Consider the following 24,802-nt stretch of genomic DNA (forward strand, 5'->3'; position numbering starts at 1 on the left):
CCCCGCCTGTGGGCCCTGAGCAGGCATCTTGATGAGACAGGTCGATGCATAAACTCCTGAGCCCCCTGACGGCCGCGGCTTTGCTGCTTGGTGGCTGTTCGCTGATCCCGGACTACCAGCGCCCAGATGCCCCCGTCGCCGCGCAGTACCCGCAGACGTCGGCCTATGCCCCGGCCTTGCAAGGGCCCCTGGCCGCCGACCAGGGTTGGCGCGACCTGTTCCGCGACCCGACGCTGCAACAACTCATCGAGAAAGCCTTGCTCAACAACCGCGACTTGCGGGTGGCGGCATTGAATGTCGAGGCCTATCAGGCGCAGTACCGGATCCAGCGCGCGGACATGTTCCCGGCGGTCAGTGCCAACGGCTCGGGGTCACGCCAGCGAGTGCCGGCCAGTATCACCCAGACCGGCGATTCGACGATCAGCAGCTCGTACTCCGCCACCCTGGGCATCAGTGCCTATGAGCTGGACCTGTTCGGACGCATACGCAGCCTCAGCGACCAGGCGTCCCTCATCTACCTGTCCAGCGAAGAAGCCCGTCGCAGCACCCAGTTGAGCCTGGTGGCCAGCGTGGCCAGCGCCTACCTGACCTGGCGGGCCGACCAGGAGCTGTTGAAACTGACCCAGGATACGCTCCAGTCCTTTGAACAAAGCCTGCGCCTGACCGAGCGCAGCAACCAGGTCGGCACCGCCTCGGCCCTGGACCTGAGCCAATCGCGCACCTCGGTGGAAAGCGCCAGGGCCAGCCTGGCGAAATTCCAGCGACAAGTGGCCCAGGACTTCAACAACCTCACCCTGCTGGTCGGCACGTCGGTAGACGATGAGCTGCCTGGCCTGGCGCTGGCGGACGATCTGCTGGCCGAAGTCCCGGCGGGCCTGCCCTCGGACCTGCTGCAACGGCGTCCGGATATTCTCGAGGCCGAATACCTGCTGCAGTCGGCCAATGCCAACATCGGCGCGGCCCGGGCCGCGTTCTTCCCCAGCATCAGCCTGACGGCCAATGCCGGCAGTTCCAGCAACGAGCTGTCGGGCCTGTTCAAGGGCGGCTCCGGCAGCTGGTTGTTCCAGCCACAGATCAACCTGCCGATTTTCAATGCCGGCAGCCTCAGGGCGAGCCTGGACTATTCGAAAATCCAGAAAGACATTCGCGTCTCGCAGTATGAAAAATCGATCCAGACCGCCTTCCAGGAAGTGTCCGATGGCCTGGCGGCACGCAAGACCTACAAGGATCAACTGATCGCCCAGAACGATCTGGTGCAGGCCAACCAGGACTACTACAGGCTCGCCGAGCGCCGCTATCGCATCGGCGTCGATAGCAGCCTGACGTTTCTCGATGCGCAACGCTCGCTGTTCAGTGCCCGCCAGACCCTCATCGTCGACCGCCTGGCGCAGCTGTTGGCCGAAGTCAATCTGTACAAGGCGCTGGGCGGGGGCTGGATCGAAAGCACAAACAAGATAACCGCGAGGTGACTGAAAATGGGGACGTTCGAGCCCGGGACACGGGTCCGTTTGCGCTCGGGAGGCAAGACGATGGTGGTCAAGCACGCCTCGTCGATCTCCCAACTGCCCGATACCCTGTTGCTGCTGTGCGAGTACCGGGCCAAGAAACGCCTGGTGCAGGGTTTCTATGCGATACGCGACCTGATCCCGGCCTCGACGGAGCCCGACGACGACAGGAGCTGACGGCTGGCAGCTTCCCCCACCCTCTGATGCCCCATCAGACCGTACGCGAATACTGGATCGTCGGGGCAGCCTCAAGGTAGGCATCGAAGGCCATCGCGACACTGCGCATCATCAGTTGTCCCTGGGGCAACAGCTCCAGTGCGTCAGGGCGAATCTGCAACAGCCCATCGCCCGCCTGTTCCTGGAGACGAGCCAGCGAGTCGGCGAAATATTCGTTGAAACGTATGCCATGGACCGCCTCCACCCGACCGAAGTCGACCCGGCCGTGGCACATCAGCTCGCTGATGACCTCGCGCCGCAGCCGGTCATCGTCACTCAGGCGATAGCCGCGCTGCACCGGCAGCAGGCCCTGGTCCAGGCGCGCGTAGTACTGGGAAAGCTCCTTGACGTTCTGGTTGTAGCTGTCGCCGACCTTGCCGATCGAGGACACCCCCAGGCCGATCAAATCGCAATCGGCATGGGTGGAATAGCCCTGGAAATTGCGCTGCAACGTGCCCTGGACGCGGGCGCGCACCAGTTCATCGTCCGGCAGGGCGAAATGGTCCATGCCGATGTAGACATATCCGGCCTCGGTCAGGCGGTTGATGGTCAGCTCCAGCAGTTCCAGCTTGCGCTCCGGCGGCGGCATGTCCTCGGGCCGGATCATCCGCTGCGCTCGCACCCGCTGGGGCAGATGCGCGTAGCTGTAGGCCGCGATCCGGTCGGGACGCAGCGCGATGATCTTGCTCAGGGTGACATCGAAACTGGCGATGGTCTGCAGCGGCAGGCCATAGATCAGATCGACACTGACCGACTTGAAACGCGCCAGGCGGGCCGCCGTGACCAGCTCCGCGACCTGTGCCTCGCTCTGCACCCGATTGACGGCCTGTTGCACCTGGGCATCGAAATCCTGGACACCGAAGCTCAGGCGGTTGAATCCCAGCTGGCGCAGGCCCCGGATCTGCGCGGCACCGACGGTGCGCGGGTCGACCTCGATGGAGAACTCATGTTCGTCGCTGTCGTCCATGTCGAACCACTGGTGCAGGCAGTCCATCAGCTCGCCCAGCTGCTCATGGGTCAGGTAGGTGGGGGTGCCGCCTCCCAGGTGCAACTGGGTCAGTTTGCGCGTGCGGTCGAACAGCGCCGCCTGCAAGGCAATTTCCCGCTTGAGGTACGTCAGGTATTCGGCCGCGCGATGGGTCTTGCGCGTGATGATCTTGTTGCACGCGCAGTAATAGCAAAGGCTCTGGCAGAACGGCACGTGGATGTACACCGACAATGGCTTGGGCGCCGGCGCCTGGTTACTGCGCTGCGCCGCCTGGCGGTATTCATCCATGGCAAACGCCTGGTGGAACTGAGGTGCCGTGGGATAGGAGGTGTAGCGCGGTCCCGGACGATCGTATTTCTCGACCAGGGCCCGATTGAAACCGGAGGAAGGCGTCATGATGGATTCAACTTTTCAAAGGTCTGGTCAGGTATCGGCTCGAAGGGCGCGCGGCGCGCTGCGTCCGGGCGCGGATCGAACAGGTCGCAGATCGCGTCCACGTCCAGTCGCCCGGCCGGCAGGATGCCGATGAAGCGGCTCGACAAATCGATCGAGCCCTTGGCATGCAGGGCCTCCAGCTGCGGCCAGATCGAGGCGAAATGCTCGCGAAACACCAGCCCGAAGCGGGCTTCGATGGCGGGGATATCCAGCTCCAGGTCGCAGGACAGTTGTTCGGTCACGCTGGCCCGGACCAGGTCCCGGGCCTCGCAACGCCAACCCCGGTAGATGGGTAACTGTCCGGCATCCAGGGCCTGGCGGTAGTGCGACAGATCGTCGGTGTTCTGCACGTACAGGTGCTCGATCTGGGTGACGGCGGACAAGCCGAACCCCACATGATCGCAACAGCCATGCCGGGTGAACCCTTGGCAATTGCGGTGCAGGCGCCCATGTTCCTGGGCGACCGCCAGGTCGTCGTCGGTCCTGACGAACTGCCCCTGGCCAATGTAGTGATAACCCGCCGCGATCAGTTGCTCGCAGCAGATCCGGCCCATCGCATCCTTGTCGGCCTGGCTGCAAAAGGCCCCGGCGCCCGGGGTATGGGCCAGGCGGTAGCGCCAGGGGGCGCGGGCGTAATCGAACACATGCAGCCGGTCCGGTTCCAGCTCGATCAAAGTGGCCAGCTTCGCGGCGAAACTGTGGGGTGTCTGCCAGGCATGGCCGTAGCCCAGGTCAATGTTGACCGAGCGGAAACCGAAGGTGCGCGCCGCATCGATCAACGAATGGATCGGTGCCGGGTTCTGGTAGCAATCCACCGAGAGATCGGCATCGGGCCCCATATCGGGAACGCCGATGCTGACGTGGCTGAAGCCCTGGTCACGGATCAGGCCCATGGTCGACCAATCGGTGTGATGCAGGTCCACCTCGATACTGTGGTCGCCGCTCTCACAGAAATCGAAGCGCTTGTGCAGTTCCTCCATCAGCCGCTGCAGATGGACGATCACCGGTGTGCCACCGGTCAGGTAGAACTGCTCGACTCGCCGCCCAGCCCCCAGATGGCAGCCCACCAGTCCCATTTCGTAGGTCAGGTGCTGCAGGTAGACGTCGATCTCGGCGCACCGGCAGACGCTGGCAAGGGGTGAACATGACGCCAGCCTCAGGCGCGAAGGCAAGTGCACCGACAACGACAGTGGGCGTCGCTTCTGGCGGCTGTTGCGCAAGCCCCGGAGCAGGTCGAGGGAACCGACGCCGCCGTGGAATTTATGGAACAGGTCGAACATGACGATCTCCGAGTGGCTGCCGGGCCATTGTCCGATGTGATCCGCCAGGCCACCTTGACCTGTATCAAGCGCCCGGAACACATGCCCCCATCGCTACCAGGTCACGTAGAACATGGCCTTGGCCAGCAGCACGATGGCCACCAGGTGCAGGAACACCCGGGTATGAATGATCCGTACGTAACGGGCATTCATCCGTCCACGCTTGAACAGCCACATGGCCCAGAGGAAATGCCCCAGCACGCTGGCGGCCAGCCCGATCTTGAGCCCCAGCAGCAAGCCGAACGGTGATTGCAGGGGCGACATCAGCGCCGGCCAGTAGCGCAGCCAGACCATGGCGGCGCCCGCACCGAACAGCGCCAGCAGCACCCAGGGCATCAATTGCCGGGCGCGCCGACTGATGCCCTGCTCCAGCAGCACCATGACCTTGCCGGGCAGTTGCCGGCGGATGCTTTCCAGGAACAGCACCTCGAAGAACACCGTGCCGATAAAGACCAGCGCGGCGAACAGGTGCAACGTCAGAAACAGCGGATAGCTCATGGGGCTCCTTCATCACCGGGCGACCTTTGTTCGAGGCTACCGCGGGCGCTCGGCCCCGGGCTTGATGCCAATCAACAAAGGCAGCAATGGCCGCTCCAGGACGCCGCAGGCGTCAATGGACCGTTGTTTTCGTTTCGACCGTCGATCCGGTAGTCCGGCTTTTTGACACTTGCCCGATATGCGGTCACAACTTTCTCGCTCCACCGGGTCATAACTGCGTGGTTGCCGATGGAATATTGGCATTTACCGTAGTTCCAGCCCGATACGGAGATAAGCTCATGATTTTCAACGTACAAAATTTTGGCGCCAAAGGAGACGGTATTACCGATGACACCGCGGCCATCCAGGCTGCGATCGACGCGGCGGCCGCTGCGGGTGGGGGCCAGGTCTACATGCCGACCGGCACCTATATCGTTTCGGGTGGAGAGGAACCTTCAGACGGCTGCCTGATGCTCAAGAGCAACGTCTATCTGTACGGCGACGGCATGGGCGACACCACGGTCAAGCTGGCCGATGGCTCCGACACCAAGATCACCGGCATCATCCGCTCGGCCTATGGCGAGGAAACCCACGATTTCGGCGTCAGCAACCTCACCATCGACGGCAACCGCGACAGCACCACCGGCAAGGTCGACGGTTGGTTCAACGGCTATATCCCCGGCGAAGAAGGCTACGATTCCAACGTCACCCTCGACAGCGTCGAGATCAAGGATTGCTCCGGGTACGGCTTCGACCCCCACGAGCAGACCGTGAACATGGTCATCAAGAACAGCGTGTCCCACGGCAACGGCCTGGATGGCTTCGTGGCGGACTTCCTCAGCGACAGCACGTTCGAAAACAACGTCGCCTACAACAACGACCGCCACGGCTTCAACGTCGTCACCAGCACCCATGATTTCACCCTGACCAACAACATCGCCTACGACAACGGCGGCAATGGCATCGTGGTCCAGCGCGGCAGCGAGGACATCCCCTCCCCCAGCAACATCACCATCACCGGTGGCGAGGTCTATGGCAACGGCGCCGAAGGGGTGCTGATCAAGCTGTCCAGCGAAGTGACGGTCAGCGGCGTGGACATCCACGACAACGCCAGCGCCGGCATTCGCATCTACGGCAGCAACCACGTCGAGGTCATCGATAACACCCTCAACAACAACTCCCTGGGCGCACCGGTGCCGGAAATCATCATCCAGTCCTACGACGACACGCTGGGGGTCTCCGGGAAGTACTTCAACGGCAGCGACAACACGATCCAGGGCAACCTCATCACCGGCAGCGACCTGTCGACCTACGGCGTCGCCGAGCGCAACGAGGACGGCACCGACCGCAACGCCATCATCGCCAACACCATCAGCCACACCAGCAAGGGCGCCACGCTGGTCTATGGCGACGGCAGCTACGTCAGTGCTACGGTGCCCATGACCACGGTACAAGGCACTGCCGGCAACGACACCCTGCTGGGCAGCGCCGCCAGCGAGATTTTCTATGGCGGCGCGGGCAACGACACCATCAATGGCGCGGCCGGTGGCGACATCCTCGTCGGCGGCGCGGGCGTCGACAAGCTCACCGGCGGCACCGGGGCCGATACCTTCCGCTTCGGCAGCCAGTTCGACAGCTATCGCAACGCCACCACCAGCTTCGACGACACCATCACCGACTTCGACGTCACCCAGGACAAGATCGATCTCGCCGGCCTCGGTTTCACCGGCCTGGGCAACGGTCGTGGCGGCACCTTGCAAGTCAGCTACAACGCCAGCAGCGACCGCACCTACATCAAGGACTTCGACGCCGATGCCAGCGGCAATCGCTTCGAGCTGATCCTTTCGGGCAACCTGGCCAGCACCCTGACGGCGAGCAATTTCATCTTCAATCGCGTAATCACCGGTACCAGCGCCAGCGACTCGTTGCTGGGCAGCGATGCGGCCGACACCCTGCTGGGCCTGGCCGGCAACGACAGCCTCAGCGCCGGCGCAGGGGACGACAAGCTCGACGGCGGCGCCGGCATGGATACCCTCAGTGGCGGTACCGGGGCGGACACCTTCGTGTTCGCCAACCGCCTGGACAGCTACCGCAACTACAACACCGGCGGCGCCAACCTGGGAGACCTGATCACCGACTTCAACGTCAGTGCCGACAAGCTCGACCTCTCGGCCATGGGCTTCACCGGCCTGGGCGACGGCAAGAACAACACCGTCTATCTGGTGCTCAACAGCGCCGGCACCAAGACCTACGTCAAATCCCTGGAGGCCGACGCCAACGGCAACCGCTTCGAAGTGGCGCTGGAGGGTAACTACCTCAACACCTTGACCAGCGCCAATTTCGTCTTCGCCACGACCTCACCGACCAACCAGGCCCCTGTGCTGGCCACGCCCTTGCTGGACCAGAACGCCACCGAGAACACCCCGTTCAGCTACGTCGTACCGGCCACCAGCTTCACCGACCCGGACAACGACAGCCTCAGCTACACCGCCAGGCTCGCCAATGGCAACCCGCTGCCCGCCTGGCTGACCTTCGATGCCGCCACACGCACCTTCAACGGCACGCCTCCCGATACGGCATCGGGCACCTACTCGATCCAGGTCACCGCCACCGACGGCAGCAACGCCACGGTCAGTGACAGCTTCACCCTCGCCGTACAGGACGTGCCCACCGCCATTGTCATCAATGGCACGCCGAACAACGACACCCTGACTGGCACAGCGGCCAATGAACAGCTGTTCGGCGGCGCGGGCAACGACACCCTCAATGGCGGTGCCGGCAACGACATCCTGGTGGGCGGCACTGGCGTCGACAAACTCACCGGCGGCACAGGGGCCGATGTGTTCCGCTACACCTCGAAGCTCGACAGCTACCGCACCAGCTCCACCAGCGCCAGTGACCAGATCCTCGATTTCGACGTGGCCGCCGACAAGATCGATGTATCGGCCCTGGGCTATACCGGCCTGGGCAACGGGCTCAACGGCACCTTGCAGGTCACCTACAGTTCCTCCACCAACCGGACCTATCTCAAGGACCTGACGGTCGACGCCAACGGCAACCGGTTCGAGATCTCCATGGCGGGCAACCTCGCCAGCAGCCTGACGGCCAGTCACTTCGTCTTCGCCGACCAGACCACCCCCACCAACGTGGCGCCGGTGGTGGCCATCCCGCTCCTGGACCAGACGGCCAGTGAAAGCACGCCATTCACCTACACGGTGGCGAACAACAGCTTCACCGACGCCAACCAGGATGTGCTGACCTATACCGCCACCCTGGCCAACGGCAGCGCCCTGCCCGCCTGGCTGACATTCAATGCCACCAGCCTGACCTTCAGCGGTACGCCCACCAGTACCGCCGCGGGGACCTACGACGTACTGGTCAAGGCCACCGACCCGGCGGGCGCATCGGTCAGCGACAACTTCAGCCTGGCAGTGGCGGATGCCCCCGCCAACACCATCACCGGCACCAGTAATGGCGACAGCCTCAACGGTACGGCGGGCGCGGACCTGATCCTCGGCCTGGGCGGCGCCGACACGATCAAGGCCGGGACCGGTGCGGACATCATCGACGGTGGCGCCGGACGGGACTCGCTGTACGGTGGCGATGGGGTCGACACCTTCCGCTACAACAACCTGTCCGACAGTTATCGCGACTACGACACCGGCGGTGTCACGGCCACCGACACGATCTATGACTTCACCGTGGGCGTCGACAAGATCGACGTTTCGGGGCTGGGTTTGCTCGGCCTCGGCGATGGCAGCAACGGCACGCTGTACATGACCCTGAACGCGGCCGGCGACAAGACCTACATCAAGTCCGCCGAAGCCGACGCCGATGGCAATCGCTTCGAGATCGCCCTCAACGGCAACTACCTCAACACCCTCACCGCCAACGACTTCGTCTTCGGCGAGCGTGCCCAGCAGGACATCCTCTACCTGCCCACCCTTGGCCAATCCAATGCGCGCCTGCTGCGCATGACCGAGGACGACGACCAGTCCGGCACCTCGATGCTGGTCAATGACCTGAACCGCTACACCACCTACGACGTGCGCAGCCAGTTCACCGATGCCGATGGCAACGGCATCGACATCGCGGTCGGTGGCAGCACGGTCAACGGCCTGTCCACACTCAGCCCCGAGGAACTCCAGCTGTGCTGGTGGCTGACAGACACCAACCAACCCGGGCCGGCACTGTTGCGAGCGGTGACGTTGCTGCGCGACCAGCGCACCGAACTGCAGGCGATCGACAACGTCACCATGGGCATCATCTGGGGCCAGGGCGAGGAAGCCGCCCAGGAGATCGCCCGTTCCACCGACAAGGCCGCGGCGGCTGCGGCGTACAAGGCCGCGACCTTGAAAGTCTTCGATTACCTGCACGCCCAGTTCGGCAATTTCAATGTGTACCTGATGGAGACCGGCCACTACGAGCAGGACGCGGCCCGGGCCCGCGGCTATTCGCAAGAGAAGATCGCTTCCATCGTCGAAGGCGTCGGTTATGTCCGCGCCGCCCAGGAAGCCATCGCCGCCGAACGTGCCGACGTCAAGCTGGCGGTGGACTACAACGACCTGCCCCTGCGCTATGAAGTCGATCCACTGGTGTACCCGGACGATGTCTGGCACCTGCACGAGGAATCGGCGGAGATCGTCGGCCAGCGCCTGGCGGATTACATTGCCAATGACCTGGGCTTCCAGGGCAACCCCAACGACAACAACAGCGTGCAGGACATTTTCGACGGTGCCCAGAACGAAGGCGGAATGATCTCCGGCACTGACCAGGACGACACCCTGGTGGGCAGCTCGGGCAATGACACCCTCGATGGCGACCTGGGCGCCGACACCCTGACCGGGGGCGATGGCAACGACATCTATGTGGTCGACAATGCCCTCGACAGCGTGGTGGAAACCAACACCTCGACCGCGCAGATCGATACGGTGCAGGCCTCGGTCAGTTGGACCCTGGGAGCCAATCTCGAGAACCTGGTGCTCACCGGTGTGTCGCAGATCGACGGTACCGGCAATGAACGCCGCAACTTCATCACCGGCAATGCCGCCAACAACGTGCTGGACGGCGCCGCCGGGGCCGACAGCATGAGCGGTGGCGACGGCAACGACGGTTACTTTGTCGACAACGTCGACGACAGCGTGATCGAGACCAACGGCAATGCGCTGACAGGCGGGATCGACAGCGTGCACAGCAGCCTGGCGGCCTATACCTTGGGCAACAACGTCGAGAACCTGTATGTCGATAGCACGGGCGCCGCCAACGGCACCGGTAATGCCCTGGACAATACGCTGTTCGCCGGCGCCGGCAACAACGTCCTGGATGGACGCGACGGCAATGACACGGCCAGTTTTGAACGCACCTTGTCCGGCGTAACCGTCAACCTCTCGACGTCTGCGCAACAGAACACCGTGGGCTCGGGGCTCGACACCTTGAAATTCATCGAGAACCTGAAAGGAAGCGCCTACGCCGACACGCTGTCGGGAAACAGTGCGGCGAACATCCTGGATGGAGGGGCCGGCAACGATACGCTGGTGGGCGGTTCGGGCGATGACCGGCTGATCGGCGGCGCGGGCACCGACAACCTCACCGGTGGCACGGGCGCCGACACCTACGCGTTTGGTGCGCTGTCGGACATGGGCGTCGGGGCTCTGCGCGATGTGATCAGTGGCTTCAAGAGCGCGGAGTTCGACAAGTTGGACCTCACCGGCCTGGACGCCAATCCGTTGACCGCCACGGTCGATGCCTTCACCTTCATCGGCAGCAATGCCTTCGATGCCAGCAACGCCACCGGCCAATTGCGCTTCGCCGATGGCATTCTCTACGGCAGTGTCGACGCCGACGCCACCGCCGAGTTCGAGTTCGAACTGGTGGGGGTCAAGGAGCTGCATGCCAGCGACTTCACCGCCTGAATCAAGCCCCCAGGTCAAACGGTGGGGCGAGCTTGCTCGCAATGAACGGCGGCAGATCCAGCATGGATGCTGACTGACCCACCGCTATCGCGAGCAAGCTCGCTTCCACAGGGGGCCTGCTGTGCCTGAAAACCTGAAGGCAGGCACGGCGCCTGGACGGTTTTCTTGTGGCGAACCTGACCCCTGGACTGTCTAGAACAGGCCTTGCACCTGCGCCAGTACCGCGCGATTCATCTGGCCGGTATGGGTGTGCAGGCTGACGTAGCTTTGCAGCATGTCGAGCTTGGTGTCGAGCAGGTCTCGACGGGCCTGGAAGACGCGCTGCTGGGCATCGAGGATGTCCACGGTGGAACGCACGCCGCCCTGGAAACCTTTTTCTGTCGAGGTCAATGCCCGCTGGTTGGACTCCACCGCCCTTTGCATCGCCTTGCTCTTGGCGAACCCGGCCACCACGCCCATGTAGTCGGTTTCGATATCCTCGGCCAGTTGCTGGCGCTGTACGTCATAGTCCGACTGGGCGCCGGCCAGTTGCGCTTCGGCCTTGGCCACCGAGGCGCGTACCGCGCCGCCGCGATACAACGGGATATCCAGCTGCACACCAACGTAATAGGTGTCCTGGCGAGGATCGAGCTCCTGGTATTGACGGGTTTCCCGACGGGTCAGCTGAGTGGTCAGCGACAAGGTCGGATAATGCCCGGCGCGCTGGCTCTCGGCCTGCGCCTCGGCCACCTTGACCGCCGCCAGCCGGGCCGCCAGCTCGGGGCTGGCCTGGCGGGCGATGGCGGTCCAGTAGCCCAGGTCCTGCTCGGGCGGCAGCGGGCTGCTGGCGGCCAGCTCCTCGCGCATCGGCTGGATGTCTTCGATGGGCACGCTGGCCCGGCCCGACAACGCCCGCAGCGCAGCCACCCGTCGTGCCTGTGCCTCGGCTTCCTGGGCCTCGACCAGGTCCAGGCGGGCCTGGGCTTCATCGATATCGGTCACCGCCCCCTGCCCCCCCTGGAACAGCTTCTTGCTCTGTATGACCAGCCCATTGATGGCGGCCTTCTGCTGGGCGATCAGCTTGATTTCGTTCTCGGCCCGGGCGACGTCGAAGTAGGCCTTGGCGACCCGGTCGTACAGGGCCTGGTCAGCGACATCGAACTGTTGGCTGCCCAACTGACCACGGGCCTTGCCTTCCTGGTAGGCCGCCCAGCGGGCCTTGTCGTAGAGCGGCTGCTGCGCCGCCAGGGTGACGTTGTTGGCCTGGTAGTCGTTGCTGTTGACGTAGGTGCTGTCATCGCCACCATCGGTGCGTCCGCCATAACCATAACGGGAAGTCAGGGACACCTGCGGATAGAGCCCGCCACGCCCGATCGCCTCTTCATGACGCGAGGCTTCGAATGCGTGGGCCGCCGACTGCACGGTCGGATCATTGAGACGCGAAGCATCGTACGCCGCAATCAGGCTCAGGCCGTCCTCGGCGGCCCACGAGGGGCTGATTGCCGCCCAACCGCTGCACCACAGGCTCAACAGCATCCGGCGACGATAAAGCCAACGGTCAGTCATGCTCATTCCTCCTTGAAGGCCGCCAGCAAGCGTTCGCGCAAAGGTTTCATCAGGTAATTCATCAGGGTTCGCTCGCCGGTCACCACGGTGACGTCGGCCAGCATGCCGGGGCGCACCTGCAACCCGGCGGCCTGCAGCGCGGCGACCGTGTCGGCGGCGATCTCGACCTTGGCGGAGAAGTACGGCAGGTGCGTCTGCTCATCGATCAACTGGTCCGCCGACACCGTACTCACCGTGCCCGTCACCGTCGGGGTGTCCACCCGTTGCAGGGCGGTGAAATGCACATGCACCGGCAAGCCCGGTCGCAGCTTGTTGGCCATCAGCGGCTCGAAGCGGGCAGTGATGGCCATGGGCGCATCCAGCGGTACCACCTGCATCAGGGTCTGGCCGGCCTGGGCGACGCCACCGACCGTGTGAATGTTAAGGTCCATGACCTGCCCGGCCGTCGGCGCGCGGATGGCACCGTTATCGACTTCGAACTGCAAGGCACGGATCTGGTCGGCGTATCCCGCGACTTCGGCAGACACTTCGCTGAGCTGGGTCTCGGCGTCGCGACGAAACTCCTGTTGCGCCTGCAAGGCCTTGAGCCGACTCTCGTTGATGGCCTGCCGGGTCCTGCCGATGTCGCCGACCCCGGAGGCGATCTGGCCGGCCAGTTGCGCCGCGTTGCGCTCGGCCTCGAAGAGTTTGTTGCGCGGGACATAGCCTTCACGGGCCAGGTCACGCAGGCCTTCCAGTTCCTGTTGCTGGAACCGCATCTGCGCGTCGTAGTTGCGCTTCACGCCCTCATAGCCGAGCAATTGCTGCTGCAACGCGGCCACTTCGTGTTCGATGATCTGCAAGCGGCTGCCCAACTCTGCGCGACGGGTCAGGAACAACTGGCTCTGCAGTGCCATGGCGGCCTTGACTCGAGGCTCTTCGGCGCGCTCCAGCAATTGCGTCGGCCATTGAATCTGCGAAGCGCCCAGGCGCTCGGCGATCAAGCGTGCCTCGATGCTCCGGCCGTTGAGCAGCTTGCCCAGGGTCACGTCCAGTTGCGACTGCGCCTGCACCGTGTTGAGCTGCACCAGCAATTGGCCCTGGCTGACACGATCGCCATCGCTCACCAGCAGTTTTTCCACCACGCCCCCCACCAGCGACTGCACCGCCTTGCGCTCGCCCGCCACCACCACGGTGCCGCTGCCCACCACGCCCTGGTCCAGCGGTGCCAGGCAGGCCCAGAGCAAGGCGCCGCCGAGTGCCAGCACCAGGAACCCCACGCCATATCGCGCCGCCGCACCGGCATCGGTGCTGGCGCCGGGCAGCACACTGACGTTGCGCACGCTCATCCCATGCTCGCTGTACACCTGTTTCCCCGGAGTCAGATCACGCATCTTCGCCGGCCTCCTTGACCGTGGCCGGTCGCGGCCCCGGCATCAGCGCCTTGAGCACCCGGTCACGGGGCCCGAACGCCTGTTGGATCCCGTCCTTGAGCACCAGGATGTGATCGACCACCGCCAGTACGGTGGGTCGATGGGTGATCAGCACCACGGTGCTGCCGGAAGACTTCAACGCGTTGATGGCCTGCACCAGCGCCAGCTCGCCGGCTTCATCGAGATTGGAATTGGGTTCGTCGAGCACGACCAGGGACGGGTGCCCATACAATGCCCGGGCCAGGCCGAGGCGTTGTTTCTGTCCACCGGACAAGCCAAGCCCGCCGGGGCCCAGCGGCGTGTCATAGCCCAGGGGGAATCTCAGGATCATTTCGTGGATGCCGGCGTGGCGGCTGGCGGCGATGATCTTGTCGGCGTCCTGCTCGCCGAAGCGCGCGATGTTGTCCGCCACGCTGCCGTCGAACAGTTCGATGTCCTGCGGCAGATAACCCAGGTGCGGGCCCAGGGCGTCGGCGGACCACTGACTGATCTCGGCGTTGTCCAGGCGCACCGAGCCGCCCAGGGGCGGCCATACGCCAACCAGTGCCCTGGCCAGGGTCGACTTGCCGCTGGCGCTGGGCCCGACCACCGCGAGCACGTCCCCTTTGTTCAAGCTGAAGTTGATCCCCCGCACTATCGGCTGAGAAGCCCCGGGCGCCCCGACATACAGTTGCTCCAGGCGCACCGCGCCGGTCGGCGGTGGCAACGGCATGCGCAGGCGCTCGCGCGGATGCTGGGCCAGCAACTGGCTCAGGCGCTGGTAGCTCTGGCGTCCGGCATTGAACTGCTTCCACGAACCGATGGCGATTTCCACCGGTGCCAGGGCTCGACCCAGCAGCAGCGACATCGCGATCATCATGCCCGCCGACAGTTGCCCTTCGAGCACCAGCAACGCGCCCAGCCCCAAGGCCAGGGACTGTCCGGAGATGCGCACGAAACGGGTTGTCGATGTGATACGGGCACTGCGGTCGCTGGCGTGGGCCTGGGCGGCAATGATGCGTTGCTGCAACAGGCTCCAGCGCTGACGCAATGGCCCAAGCATGCCCAGGGCCTGGATCACTTCGGCGTTATGCAGCGTGCTGTTGACGTAGACCGCCGACTGCACGCCCAGCCGGTTGGCTTCGCCCAGGCGCGCCCGCGTCGCCAGTTCGCCCCACAGCGCCAGACCGATGAGCACCAGGGCCAGCACCAGCGTGAGCACGCCGAACCAGGGATGGAAGATGAACGCCACCAGCAGGAAGATCGGCAGCCAGGGCGCATCGAGCAAGGCGATCAGCCCCTGGCCGGTAATCAACTGCCGCAGCGTGGCCAGGTCGCTGAGCACCTGGGCCGGGTTGGCGTTGTGCTCGCGCAGGCTACGGGCGAACGCGGCGTCGAAGATCCGCTCGCCCAGGGCATCGTCGAGCCCGGCGCTCATGCGGATCATCACCTCGCCGCGGACCCACTCGATCAAGGCACTGAACATGAACAGCCCCAGGGCGATCAGGGTCAGCATGAACAACGTGGTTTCGTTGCGACTGGTCAGGACACGGTCGTAGACCTGCATCATGTACAGCGAAGGCACCAGTACCAGCAGGTTGATCACCCCACTGAACAGTGCCAGAGCCCAGAACACGCGGCGATAACTCAACAAGGCGGCATCGATGTCATGCCGCGGATCGAGAAGCAAACCCATAGTTGTGCAACCCGCAAAAGGAATAGTCGGTCCAGGACGCAATCCATCGCGAGTTATTTGCCCGAAGGCGCGTGTGCCCCATGCAGCTGACGTGCCGCCATCAGGCGCGATCCTCATCGCCATAGGCGCCAATTACTGACAACGCAAGCACGGGTTAGTGCCGGTTCGCAGGGTGGGGTTTCAAATGCGGGTGACGGGCGGATGCCGGGCACCCGAGAGCTGTTTCAGGGTTGAAACAGCTTGGGGAAGAAGGCCCCGACAGGGCCTTCGCAGTGTGTAGGTTACGAACCCAGGGAAACGGCGCCTTTCGCCTGGGAATGCTGCCGCGATGTCACCAGCCCGATGAAGGAAATGGCCAGCGCCAGGCCCAGGGTCGTGCTCACTTCGCTACGGTGTTCTGGGGTGATCATCATGACGGCCAGCGCCGCCGAGATGAACACGATGACCAGCCAGGTCAGCCAGGGAAACAACCACATGCGAAAGGACAACTCGACGTTCTGGCGACGCAGCATGCGGCGCATGCGCAGTTGCGAGATGGCGATCACCAGGTACACCAGCAAGGCGATGGCCCCGGAACTGGCGAGCAGGAACTGGAACAGCCCGGCGGGCATGAAGTAGCTGAACAGCGTGATGCCGGCGCCCAGCACGGTGCTGGCAATGACTGCCGCCCTCGGCACACCCTGGGAGGATGTCACCTTCAGCGACTTCGGCGCATCGCCGCGCCGGCCCAGGGAGTACAGCATGCGCGAGGCAATGTAGATCGAGGAATTCATGCAACTGGCCACGGCGATCAGCACCACCGCATCCACCAGGAACTTGGCATGGGGAATGTTCATCAGCTCCAGGGCGCGTTGGTAGGAACCCACCGAAGCCAGCTGCGGATCGTTCCAGGGCACCACGGAGATGACCACGAAGATCGACAGCAGGTAGAACACCCCGATGCGCCAGATCACCGAGCGGGTCGCCTTGGCGATGTTCTGCGCGGGATTATCGGATTCGGCCGCGGCGATGGTCACCGCCTCCGTGCCGATGAAACTGAACATGATGGTGATGAAAGCCCCTACCACCGCCGACAGGCCGTTGGGGGCGAAACCGCCGTGCTCCTGCATCAGACGACTCAAGCCGCTGGCTTCCCGCTCCGGGATCCAGCCCATCAGCACGGCGAACCCCAGGGAAATGAAACCGATGATCGCCACGACCTTGGCCATCGCGAACCAGAACTCGAACTCGCCATACTTGGATACGCTGAACAGGTTCGTCACCGCCAGCGCGACAATCGACACCGAGGCGAAGAACCAGGCGTCGATGGAGGGAAACCATTGGTTCAATACATGCCCGGCGGCCAGGGCCTCGATGGGGATCACCAGCACCCAGAACCACCAATAGAGCCACCCGATGGTGAACCCCGCCCAGCGCCCGATGGCCTGGTCGGCGTAGGTTGAAAAGGAGCCGGTGTCCGGGCGTGCCACCGCCATCTCCCCGAGCATCCGCATCACCAGTACCACCAGCAGGCCGGAAAACAGATAGGCCAGCAGGACGGCGGGCCCCGCCGCCGCGATGGCGTGTCCCGATCCCACGAATAAACCGGCGCCGATAATCCCGGCGATGGAGAGCATGGTGACGTGACGAGGCTTGAAGCCCTGCGCCAGGTGGCCGTTCGAATCCTTGAAACTGGGGCTGGTCATTTTCTTATTCTCTTGTGGCGGCATGAGGCGTGCAGGGCAATGGTCGGTGCCTGGGTACTCGCTCCTCCTGAAAAGCGGCACCTGAATGAGTATTCGCCACCGTCTCGTACGGGCGCACGGCGGTGGAAGCTGCGCCACGGTACCTGTCTTTCCTCACCAGTCAGTTAGCTGTATGCGTCGGGTTTGTGCCTGTTCTCGCCACTCAATACATGGCATTTTGCCCAGGCTGGTAGGGTCGAATGCCCCTATAATCCCCGTGGCCGGCGGGCTCGTGTCGAAATAATCGCTTTAAATATTTTATCGGGTTAAGTATTTTGAAAAGATCTCCGGGGCCATTCGATGCCAGTCTCGCGTCCACAGGTTGCGCAAATCCCGACTGACCATCGCACCACCCTGCTCTACCCAACGACAAGGATTCTTCGTGAGCGGACTGCGTGAACGACAAAAAGCCGAACGACGCCAGGCCATCAGCAAGGCGGCCATCGAACTGTTCGAGCGCCAAGGCTTCCAGGACACCACCATCGAGCAGATCGCCAGCCAGGCCGGCGTGTCGGCCCCCACGGTGTTCAAGTACTTCGGCAACAAGCAGGAGATCATCCTCGAGATCCTGCACGAGGCCGACCAGCGAGCCCTCAAGGACACTCGCAGCCGGATGCCTGAAATAGAGGATCCGGTGGAAGCCCTTTGTTATCTGGAACGCTTGCTGACCGGGTACGCCCTGGAAGTCATGCACCCCAGCCTCTGGCGCGAATTGCTGCCACTGATCCTGTTCGGTGGTGACAACGGATTGCCGGAAGGCTATCGAGCCATGAACGACGCGCTCAGGGCCGAGATCAGCGGGCTGATCAGGGCGTTGCAGCAGGCCGGCAAGCTGCGCGCCGACCTCGACGTCGAACTGGCCGCCTTCCTGCTGAACGACTATTCGCACCTGCAATTGTACCGACTGGTCAACCAGGAGCAGCCGGATGTCGAGGCTCATTCCACCCAGGTCAGGCGCATCACCGAACTGCTGTTCCAGGGGATGCGCGCCTGAAGCGGGATGATCCGCGGGGTCATGGCGGGCCCGGCGGTATAAGCCGGGCCGCGGGGCTCAACGCCGGGTCTTGATGGCGGTCCAGGTGCGAGTGCGAATCCGCTCCACCGCTGCCGGCACGGGCTCCAGGGCGAACAGGGTCTTGCGTGCGTCGTCCGGTATATACATCGCCGGGTCGTTGCGGATTTCGGCATTCACCAGCGCCGTGGCGTCCTTGTTGGGGTTGGGGTAGCCGATCTTGTTGCTGATCCGGGCGATGACATCCGGGCGCAGGATGTAGTTGATGAAGGCGTAGGCTTCCTGGGTGTGGGGAGCGTTGGTAGGCACCATCATCACGTCCGACCACATCGGCGCGCCTTCCCTGGGCAACGCCATTTCCACCTTGACCCCTTTGCCGGCCGCGTCGGCCAGTCGCCTGGCCAGGGCGACACCACCCGACCAGCCCACCCCGACGCAGATTTCACCATTGGCCAGGTCCATGCCATAGCGCGATGAATTGAAATAGGTGATGTAGGGACGGACCTTGAGCATTGCCGCCTGGGCCCGTGGGTAGTCCTCGCGTTTCTGGCTGTTGGGATCCAGGCCCTGGTAGTGCAGGGCAATCGGTACGATTTCATTGGCGGCGTCGAGCAACCCGACACCACAACTGGCCAGCCTGACCATGTTCTCTTCCTTGAAGAGGATGTCCCAGGTGTTCATCTGCACGTCGGCACCCAGTACTTTGCGGACCATGTCGACGTTGTAGCCGATCAATGTCGTGCCCCACAGGTACGGCGTCGCGTAACGGTTGCCCGGGTCACCCACCGCTTCGAGGGACTTCATGAATTCCGGGTCCAGGTGCTGCCAGTTCGGCAATTGGCTGCGATCCAGGGGCTGGACCGCTCCGGCGGCGATCAGGTGACTGATGTTGGAACTGCTCGGGTACACCACGTCGTACCCGGAGTTGCCGGTCAACAGTTTCGATTCCAGGGTCTCGACGCTGTCGAAGACGTCGTAGATCGGCCGAATCCCGGTTTCTTCCTGGAAGCTCTTCAGGATTTCGGGCGGCAGGTACTCGATCCAGTTGTAGATCCGCACCGTCCGTTCCTCGGCAAGGGTCGCCCCGCATACCGACAAGGAAACGGCTGCACCCAGCAAGGTGTTACGCAAAAATCTGTTCATGATCAGACACTCCAACGCGGCCCCGGGGCTCGCGGCACTTAATAGCGATAGGTGAGATAGAGTTCCAGCGCGCTGAATTTGCGGTCGTCTCCGAACACTTGCCTGGCCGCGGCCATTGGCTTGACCCAGTTATAGGAGAGCGAGGTGGAGAGCGATTTCGACGCCGCCCAATCCAGGAACACGACGCTCTCGTCGGCGAAGCGCCGATCACTGACCGCGGCTCCCATGTAGTTTTTTTCGTCCAGCCAGAACTGGTAGTGAATCGCCCCGAGCGTCAGGGTTTCGTTCAGATGCGTCTTGAGGGAAAACTGCTGGACGTTTTCGTTGCTGTTGAACAGCAGGTAATTGCCGACGACATCTCCCACCAGCCACGTCCCCCAGTCGATGAAGCCTTTGCTGAGGGGATCCCAGGACGCCTGGCGGTTATCGGTGAGGTCGCTGTCACCGGAAAAGCTGGCGTAGCGATAACCCAGGACCGGCGTCAACGGCAAGGTGTCGAAGGCATAGTCCGCCTGGCCATACCAGGCCTTGGCGGCGTAATCGACCCCGGCCCCGCTGCCGCGCTGCAGTGCGTATTCGGCATTGAGCGTCAGCGCTGGCAGGCCCGGCACCTTGGCATTGAGCGCCCGGACGTTGTAGACCCGCATGCCATCCCGGCTCAAGGGCGTCGAACCCTGGGGGGCCAGGGAGTCGATCTTCATGGCCATGGCGCCCAGCGTCACCCGGTCATCGAGGTTGTAGTCCAGGTTGACGCCGGTCATCCGCAAATCACCCATGTCATCATCGGTGCGCAAGGTGAATGCCTGGGTTTTCAACGCACCGTGATCCCAGGCCAGGATCGCGGAATCCTTGAAGGCCGTCCTGGGGGCGAGCCAATAGGCACCGTCCTCGAGCTGGTCGAGATTACCGTCCATGACAATGAAGCCATTGCCGATCATGTAGTTCTGCCGGCCAGCGGTGAATGTCCACTCCCCGGCCCGGAAACCGCCGTACAGTTCCTCGAGGGCCACATCACCATCGGAGCTGCGGGTGAAACCGCCGGCATCGCCATCGCCAAGGGTGGTGGCCGCCACGAGCGAACCACCGGCCAGCAGGCTGAAGTCCGGCTGCAAGGCGTAGTCCAGCGTGGCACCGGGCTTGACGTAGAACTCCTGCCAGTCGATTTTCGTGCCGCCGTTGCTTCGGCTGCGCATGTCCACCCGGCCACTGCCGAAGTTGACGTTGCGCGTAGAGAGGGTCCCCGCACCGGCGGTCAGGTTGACTTCGCCCTTGAGGGCGCCCTCCTCGAAGGTATAGCCCGCCCAGGCAACCTGGGCGGCCAGGGGTAAGCCGAACGCCAAGAGCGTCCGGGACCAACGTGTCATGCAAACCATATGAAGCTCCTGTTTGATTTATTGTTGTTACAGGGCAGTGAATGGCGGCGCAGGGCCTCGCCAACACCTGGCCAGACCAGGTGAACGGAACGCGAATTCTTGTAATAGAGGGATGTGGTCAGCGAGTCAGGTGCGCGGCGATGGCTCGCAGCATGCGCACGCTGTCCCCGTCGAACGGGCTGACGGCTTCGCTGAGGGACGATTGCTTGACGATCACCACACCGGACGGTTTGTCGACGAACAGGTACTGGCCGTGGATGCCACCGGCCATCAATGCCTGGCTGTGGTCGTTGAAGACGTACCACTGGCTACGGTAGGACGCGCCGGGAGTCCATGCGCTGAAGTCCGGGGATGTGGCGTAGACCGCGGGGTCGGCGCCGGCGAGGATGCCGGCGATGGCCTCGCTCGATAGCAGCTGCCGTCCGGCGTGGCGGCCCTCGTTGGCCAGCAATCGCCCGAACCGCGCCATGTCCCGCAACGTCGCACTGAAGCCGGCACCGGCAACATTGCGCCCCCAGGGGTCGGCCATGAAATAGCCGTCGCGCTCACAGCCCAACTGACTCCAGATGTCCTGCAACAACTCATGGCAAGCCCTGCCGCAGGCACGTTCCATGACCCAGGCCAACGCTTCGGTGGTGGCCGTCACATAGTGGAAGAAACCACCGTGGCTGCCGCGTTTGCGCAGGCTCGGCAAGTACTCGTACAAGGATTCGAACTGCCCGTACTGCACCGGTGCCGGCTGGAAACCGCAGGCATAACCGTACTGGGAGCTCTCGGAATCAGGGTCTTCATAGACCTCGCTGTAATCGATGCCCACGGCCATGTCGAACAGCTGGCGCACCGTTGCATCGGCAAATGCGCTGCCGGCCAGTTCCGGTACGTAATGGGCCGCAGGCAATGCGGTATCCAGCAAACCCTCGCAGACCAGCTGTTCGCCCAGGGTGCCGATCAGCGACTTGGTCACCGAGAACATGATGTGCCGGTCCTGGGGACGCTGACCGTTGAAATAGCGTTCGTAGAGCACCGTGTCGCCCTGCATCACCAGGAAAGCGTCGGTCTGGCTGGCAAGCAGGTGCTCGATCACACTGATGCTCAAGCCACATTCGCTGTTGAAGTGCAGTTGGTCCAGCGGCTGCGGTGCCTGCTGCAACGGACTGACCGGCGCGGCCCCTGCCTGCACGTCGATGGACGGCCGCAGACGCGCCAGGTTGCGGAAACCCCATTGATTGAACGGAGCGCGCATCCAGTTATGCCAGCTCACCCGGCGTTGAGGTTCAGGCGGAAAGCCTTGCATGAATGAAGATGTGGAGCGTGGGTCGGACGATTCGATCGCCTCGACGTAGAGACTGGCCAACGAAGGCACGGCGTTCTGACTCATCGGGTTGCCCCTGAAAAGTGACTCTGCGTGAAAGCAGATGCGGGGAAATAATTACCCGGTATTTATTTTTAGTCAATAAAGTTTTTTACCGCACTTTATTTATTTGGATCCACCCAGGAGGCCGAATCATTCGTCTGTCGGCTTAAGCAAATGCCTAAAAGTTATTTTATCTACAATTTTTAGATCATTTAGATTAGCCCTCACACCGAATGCCTCGCGCGGTGCAGCCATCAGGGAGCGTTGGCCGGCGCCTCACTTCAGCCACTGCGAACTCATAGGAATGGGCACTCATGCAGCTTCTAACGCTTCCATCTTCTCCCGACCTGGCGACCTCGATCCGCGCCACGGCCCAGGTCTTCGAAGACGCCTCCTCCCGCGCCCTGCTGGCCCACCTGCAGCAAGTGGCCCCCAGTGACGCCAGCGTCCTGATCATCGGCCAGACCGGTACCGGCAAGGAACTGGTGGCGCGCCACATACACAGCCTCAGCGCTCGCCGCGACAAGCCGTTCGTCGCGGTCAACTGCGGGGCGTTTTCCGAATCGCTGGTGGAAGCCGAATTGTTCGGCCACGAGAAAGGCGCCTTCACCGGAGCATTGGCGGCCAAGGCAGGCTGGTTCGAGGAAGCCGACGGCGGCACGTTGTTCCTCGATGAAATTGGCGACTTGCCGTTGCCGATCCAGGTCAAGCTGCTACGGGTGCTGCAGGAACGGGAGGTGGTCCGCCTGGGCTCGCGCAAAAGCATCAGGATCGACGTGCGTGTGTTGGCTGCCACCAACGTTCAGCTGGAAAAAGCCATCGACGCCGGGCACTTTCGCGAAGACCTGTATTACCGCCTGAATGTGGTCAGCCTGGCACTCAAGCCCTTGCGCGAACGCCCCGGCGATATCCTGCCGTTGATAAGTCACTTCATCGCCCAATACAGCCGCCGGTTGGGCCGTGGCGAGGCGACGCTGGATGCCGAGGCGCAGCGCAAGTTGCTCGACTATGCCTGGCCGGGGAACATTCGCGAGCTGGAAAACGTCATCCATCACACGCTGCTGATTTGCCGTAGCGACGTAATCGGCGTGCAGGACCTGCACTTGTCCAACTGGCGCATCGAGCGCCAGGACAACCCACCGCAACGCGAGCCCCAAAGCGCAGAGGCACTGTTGCAAAAAGCCCTGGAGAAACTGCTCGAACAAGAGCATGGCAAGCTGTATGAAACGGTGGAAGCCGAACTGCTGCGTGCCGCCTATCGATACGCCAACCGCAACCAAGTTCACACCGCCAGCCTGTTGGGCCTGAGTCGCAATGTCACCCGCACGCTCTTGATCAGGATTGGCGAACTGGTGGTCAACAAACGCCGCCCCGCGCTGAGCGCCCGGGACGGCCGGCTGGTCAATCTATCGACTTGATGGCTCCCTGGCCCAGGGCGCGTACGAAGGGTCGCCGAGCGACGATCAGACGAAGCGAAAACAGGCGAGCAAGCGCACTCGCGCACGAGCCTGTCTTCAACCCAGCCTGATCGTCGGGCAGGCACTTTGGTACGAAGCCTAGGCAACCGCCGCCGTTCTGGTCGCCACTTTGCCTTGCTCCAGCTCGCGTACCAACGGCAGGACCCGGCGACCGAAATACTCGACCTCCTCCTGGAAATGCAGGAAGGCGGCCAGCACCAGGTCTACACCCACGGCCTTCAAGGCAACGATACGTTCGGCAATCTGCTGGGGGGTGCCGATCAGGTTGGTCTTGAAGCCGTCGTTGTACTGCACCAGGTCTTCGAAGCTGGACCTGGCCCAGTTGCCCTCGCCTTCGGGGCTTGCCTTGCCGGCCTGCCTGGCCGCGTCACCGAACGCGTTGACGGCTTCGGGATCGGCCTGGTCAATGATCTGGGCCAGCACCGCACGGGCTTCTTCCTCGGTGTCGCGGGCAATGACGAAGGCGTTCACGCCGACCTTGACCGTGTGGTGGTTGGCCGCCGCTTTGGCCCGCAGGTCGTCGACCTGGGCCTTGACCCCTTCCACCGTGTTGCCGTTGGTGAAGTACCAGTCGGATACCCGGGCGGCCATGTCCCGCGCGGCCCGGGAACTGCCGCCCTGGAAAATTTCCGGGTGCTGCTGCAGGGGCTTGGGCTTGAGGGTGTAGCCGTTGAAACGATAGAAGTCGCCGCGGAAAGTGAAGTTGTCGGTGGTCCAGATGCCCTTGAGCGTGGTGATGAATTCCTCCGAACGACGATAGCGTTCATCGTGCTCCAGCCAGGGTTCGCCGATAGCGGTGAATTCGCCCTTGAACCAGCCGGACACCACGTTGATCGCCACGCGACCGCCGGTGAGCTGATCGATGGTCGCGATCTGCTTGGCCAGCACCGAAGGCGTCCATGGTCCGGGCAACACCGCCGCAATCACTTTCAACTTCGTGGTGGCCGCCAGCAAGGCGTGGCTGAACGCCACCGATTCATGCTGGTACTCGGCGCCATAGCCGGCGGTAAAACGAATCTGGGTCAGGGCGTAGTCGAAGCCGGCATCCTCGGCGATCTGTGCCAGCTTACGGTTGTAATCGATTCCCCAGTCGGTGCGTTGCGGTATCTTGCTGACCACCAGTCCGCCGCTGACATTGGGCACCCAGTAGGCAAACTTGATCGTGTCCTGGCTCATTGCGTGTACTCCCGGCTCGTTGAGACATAGGCGTGCTCGCCTCTGTACAACCGCTGGA

At 63.2% G+C, this 24,802-nt stretch carries 16 protein-coding genes; 5 read left to right on the plus strand and 11 right to left on the minus strand.

All coding sequences use genetic code 11. The annotated features are described in order from the left end of the window. The first annotated feature begins 44 nt into the window (after nt 1–44). Together adeC and AC1M7R_RS26790 are read left to right on the plus strand one after the other, a co-directional pair. The gene (gene adeC, locus AC1M7R_RS26785) at nt 45–1,469 is read left to right on the plus strand and encodes an AdeC/AdeK/OprM family multidrug efflux complex outer membrane factor (RefSeq protein WP_072396696.1); all 1,425 of its coding nucleotides are present in this window, start codon (nt 45–47) and stop codon (nt 1,467–1,469) included. 6 nt (nt 1,470–1,475) lie between these two features. Beyond that, nucleotides 1,476–1,682: a YodC family protein gene (locus tag AC1M7R_RS26790; protein ID WP_072396694.1), complete on the plus strand. Its 207-nt coding sequence runs from the start codon at nt 1,476–1,478 to the stop codon at nt 1,680–1,682. Between the two features lie 34 nt (nt 1,683–1,716). Here the strand turns inward: AC1M7R_RS26790 and hemN are convergent, their stop codons facing one another. From hemN to AC1M7R_RS26805, 3 genes are all read right to left on the minus strand, one after another. After that, nucleotides 1,717–3,105 carry an oxygen-independent coproporphyrinogen III oxidase gene (gene hemN / locus AC1M7R_RS26795; protein WP_076406907.1) on the minus strand — a complete coding sequence of 463 codons (1,389 nt, stop codon included), beginning with the start codon at nt 3,103–3,105 and terminating at the stop codon, nt 1,717–1,719. Further along, nucleotides 3,102–4,424: an oxygen-independent coproporphyrinogen III oxidase gene (locus tag AC1M7R_RS26800; protein WP_076406906.1), complete on the minus strand. Its 1,323-nt coding sequence runs from the start codon at nt 4,422–4,424 to the stop codon at nt 3,102–3,104. The genes hemN and AC1M7R_RS26800 overlap by 4 nt, the downstream gene beginning before the upstream one ends. A 93-nt stretch (nt 4,425–4,517) precedes the next feature. After that, nucleotides 4,518–4,961 (minus strand): CopD family copper resistance protein, encoded by a 444-nt coding sequence (locus AC1M7R_RS26805; protein WP_072396688.1) that lies wholly within the window; start codon nt 4,959–4,961, stop codon nt 4,518–4,520. 278 nt (nt 4,962–5,239) lie between these two features. Here AC1M7R_RS26805 and AC1M7R_RS26810 point away from each other — a divergent pair, with 278 nt between their 5' ends. After that, the gene (locus AC1M7R_RS26810) at nt 5,240–10,852 is read left to right on the plus strand and encodes a putative Ig domain-containing protein (RefSeq protein WP_076406905.1); all 5,613 of its coding nucleotides are present in this window, start codon (nt 5,240–5,242) and stop codon (nt 10,850–10,852) included. A gap of 192 nt (nt 10,853–11,044) precedes the next feature. Here AC1M7R_RS26810 and AC1M7R_RS26815 read toward each other — a convergent pair whose 3' ends face one another. From AC1M7R_RS26815 to gabP, 4 genes are all read right to left on the minus strand, one after another. Then, nucleotides 11,045–12,397 (minus strand): TolC family outer membrane protein, encoded by a 1,353-nt coding sequence (locus tag AC1M7R_RS26815; protein WP_072396684.1) that lies wholly within the window; start codon nt 12,395–12,397, stop codon nt 11,045–11,047. A 2-nt stretch (nt 12,398–12,399) separates the two neighbouring features. After that, nucleotides 12,400–13,770 (minus strand): HlyD family type I secretion periplasmic adaptor subunit, encoded by a 1,371-nt coding sequence (locus tag AC1M7R_RS26820; protein WP_092181184.1) that lies wholly within the window; start codon nt 13,768–13,770, stop codon nt 12,400–12,402. After that, on the minus strand, nt 13,763–15,484 hold the full coding sequence (locus AC1M7R_RS26825; protein WP_072396680.1) for a type I secretion system permease/ATPase: 1,722 nt from the start codon (nt 15,482–15,484) through the stop codon (nt 13,763–13,765). Before AC1M7R_RS26825 ends, AC1M7R_RS26820 begins: the two co-directional genes overlap by 8 nt. Before the next feature lie 281 nt (nt 15,485–15,765). Further along, nucleotides 15,766–17,169, minus strand: coding sequence for a GABA permease (gabP, locus tag AC1M7R_RS26830; RefSeq protein ID WP_072396667.1), 1,404 nt, complete (start codon nt 17,167–17,169; stop codon nt 15,766–15,768). A 421-nt stretch (nt 17,170–17,590) separates the two neighbouring features. Here gabP and AC1M7R_RS26835 point away from each other — a divergent pair, with 421 nt between their 5' ends. Next, nucleotides 17,591–18,202 (plus strand): TetR/AcrR family transcriptional regulator, encoded by a 612-nt coding sequence (locus AC1M7R_RS26835; RefSeq protein ID WP_072396665.1) that lies wholly within the window; start codon nt 17,591–17,593, stop codon nt 18,200–18,202. A 57-nt stretch (nt 18,203–18,259) separates the two neighbouring features. Here AC1M7R_RS26835 and AC1M7R_RS26840 read toward each other — a convergent pair whose 3' ends face one another. The 3 genes from AC1M7R_RS26840 to AC1M7R_RS26850 form a co-directional block, all read right to left on the minus strand. Further along, nucleotides 18,260–19,363, minus strand: a complete 1,104-nt coding sequence (locus tag AC1M7R_RS26840) for a polyamine ABC transporter substrate-binding protein (protein WP_072396663.1) — start codon at nt 19,361–19,363, stop codon at nt 18,260–18,262. A 38-nt stretch (nt 19,364–19,401) separates the two neighbouring features. Then, a complete protein-coding gene (locus tag AC1M7R_RS26845; RefSeq protein WP_490610133.1) occupies nt 19,402–20,736 on the minus strand; it encodes an alginate export family protein in 1,335 nt (444 codons plus the stop codon). Nucleotides 20,737–20,854: 118 nt separating this feature from the next. Continuing rightward, nucleotides 20,855–22,114, minus strand: coding sequence for a serine hydrolase domain-containing protein (locus AC1M7R_RS26850; RefSeq protein ID WP_072396659.1), 1,260 nt, complete (start codon nt 22,112–22,114; stop codon nt 20,855–20,857). A gap of 290 nt (nt 22,115–22,404) precedes the next feature. On the opposite strand from AC1M7R_RS26850, the gene AC1M7R_RS26855 reads away from it, so the two are divergent. Then, complete coding sequence (locus AC1M7R_RS26855; protein WP_072458961.1) at nt 22,405–23,508, plus strand: sigma-54 interaction domain-containing protein; 1,104 nt, start codon at nt 22,405–22,407, stop codon at nt 23,506–23,508. 138 nt (nt 23,509–23,646) lie between these two features. On the opposite strand, the gene sfnG is transcribed toward AC1M7R_RS26855, so the two are convergent. Beyond that, complete coding sequence (sfnG, locus tag AC1M7R_RS26860) at nt 23,647–24,744, minus strand: dimethylsulfone monooxygenase SfnG (RefSeq protein ID WP_072396656.1); 1,098 nt, start codon at nt 24,742–24,744, stop codon at nt 23,647–23,649. Nucleotides 24,745–24,802 lie beyond the last annotated feature (58 nt).

This window comes from Pseudomonas sp. MS01C9, assembly GCF_058202755.1.

What these genes read in the sequence shown, in the direction of transcription:
- adeC (WP_072396696.1), top strand. Translation starts at nt 45, where the DNA reads ATGCATAAACTCCTGAGCCCCCTGACGGCCGCGGCTTTGCTGCTTGGT.
- AC1M7R_RS26790 (WP_072396694.1), top strand. Translation starts at nt 1,476, where the DNA reads ATGGGGACGTTCGAGCCCGGGACACGGGTCCGTTTGCGCTCGGGAGGC.
- hemN (WP_076406907.1), bottom strand. Translation starts at nt 3,105, where the DNA reads ATGACGCCTTCCTCCGGTTTCAATCGGGCCCTGGTCGAGAAATACGAT.
- AC1M7R_RS26800 (WP_076406906.1), bottom strand. Translation starts at nt 4,424, where the DNA reads ATGTTCGACCTGTTCCATAAATTCCACGGCGGCGTCGGTTCCCTCGAC.
- AC1M7R_RS26805 (WP_072396688.1), bottom strand. Translation starts at nt 4,961, where the DNA reads ATGAGCTATCCGCTGTTTCTGACGTTGCACCTGTTCGCCGCGCTGGTC.
- AC1M7R_RS26810 (WP_076406905.1), top strand. Translation starts at nt 5,240, where the DNA reads ATGATTTTCAACGTACAAAATTTTGGCGCCAAAGGAGACGGTATTACC.
- AC1M7R_RS26815 (WP_072396684.1), bottom strand. Translation starts at nt 12,397, where the DNA reads ATGACTGACCGTTGGCTTTATCGTCGCCGGATGCTGTTGAGCCTGTGG.
- AC1M7R_RS26820 (WP_092181184.1), bottom strand. Translation starts at nt 13,770, where the DNA reads ATGCGTGATCTGACTCCGGGGAAACAGGTGTACAGCGAGCATGGGATG.
- AC1M7R_RS26825 (WP_072396680.1), bottom strand. Translation starts at nt 15,484, where the DNA reads ATGGGTTTGCTTCTCGATCCGCGGCATGACATCGATGCCGCCTTGTTG.
- gabP (WP_072396667.1), bottom strand. Translation starts at nt 17,169, where the DNA reads ATGACCAGCCCCAGTTTCAAGGATTCGAACGGCCACCTGGCGCAGGGC.
- AC1M7R_RS26840 (WP_072396663.1), bottom strand. Translation starts at nt 19,363, where the DNA reads ATGAACAGATTTTTGCGTAACACCTTGCTGGGTGCAGCCGTTTCCTTG.
- AC1M7R_RS26845 (WP_490610133.1), bottom strand. Translation starts at nt 20,736, where the DNA reads ATGGTTTGCATGACACGTTGGTCCCGGACGCTCTTGGCGTTCGGCTTA.
- AC1M7R_RS26850 (WP_072396659.1), bottom strand. Translation starts at nt 22,114, where the DNA reads ATGAGTCAGAACGCCGTGCCTTCGTTGGCCAGTCTCTACGTCGAGGCG.
- AC1M7R_RS26855 (WP_072458961.1), top strand. Translation starts at nt 22,405, where the DNA reads ATGCAGCTTCTAACGCTTCCATCTTCTCCCGACCTGGCGACCTCGATC.
- sfnG (WP_072396656.1), bottom strand. Translation starts at nt 24,744, where the DNA reads ATGAGCCAGGACACGATCAAGTTTGCCTACTGGGTGCCCAATGTCAGC.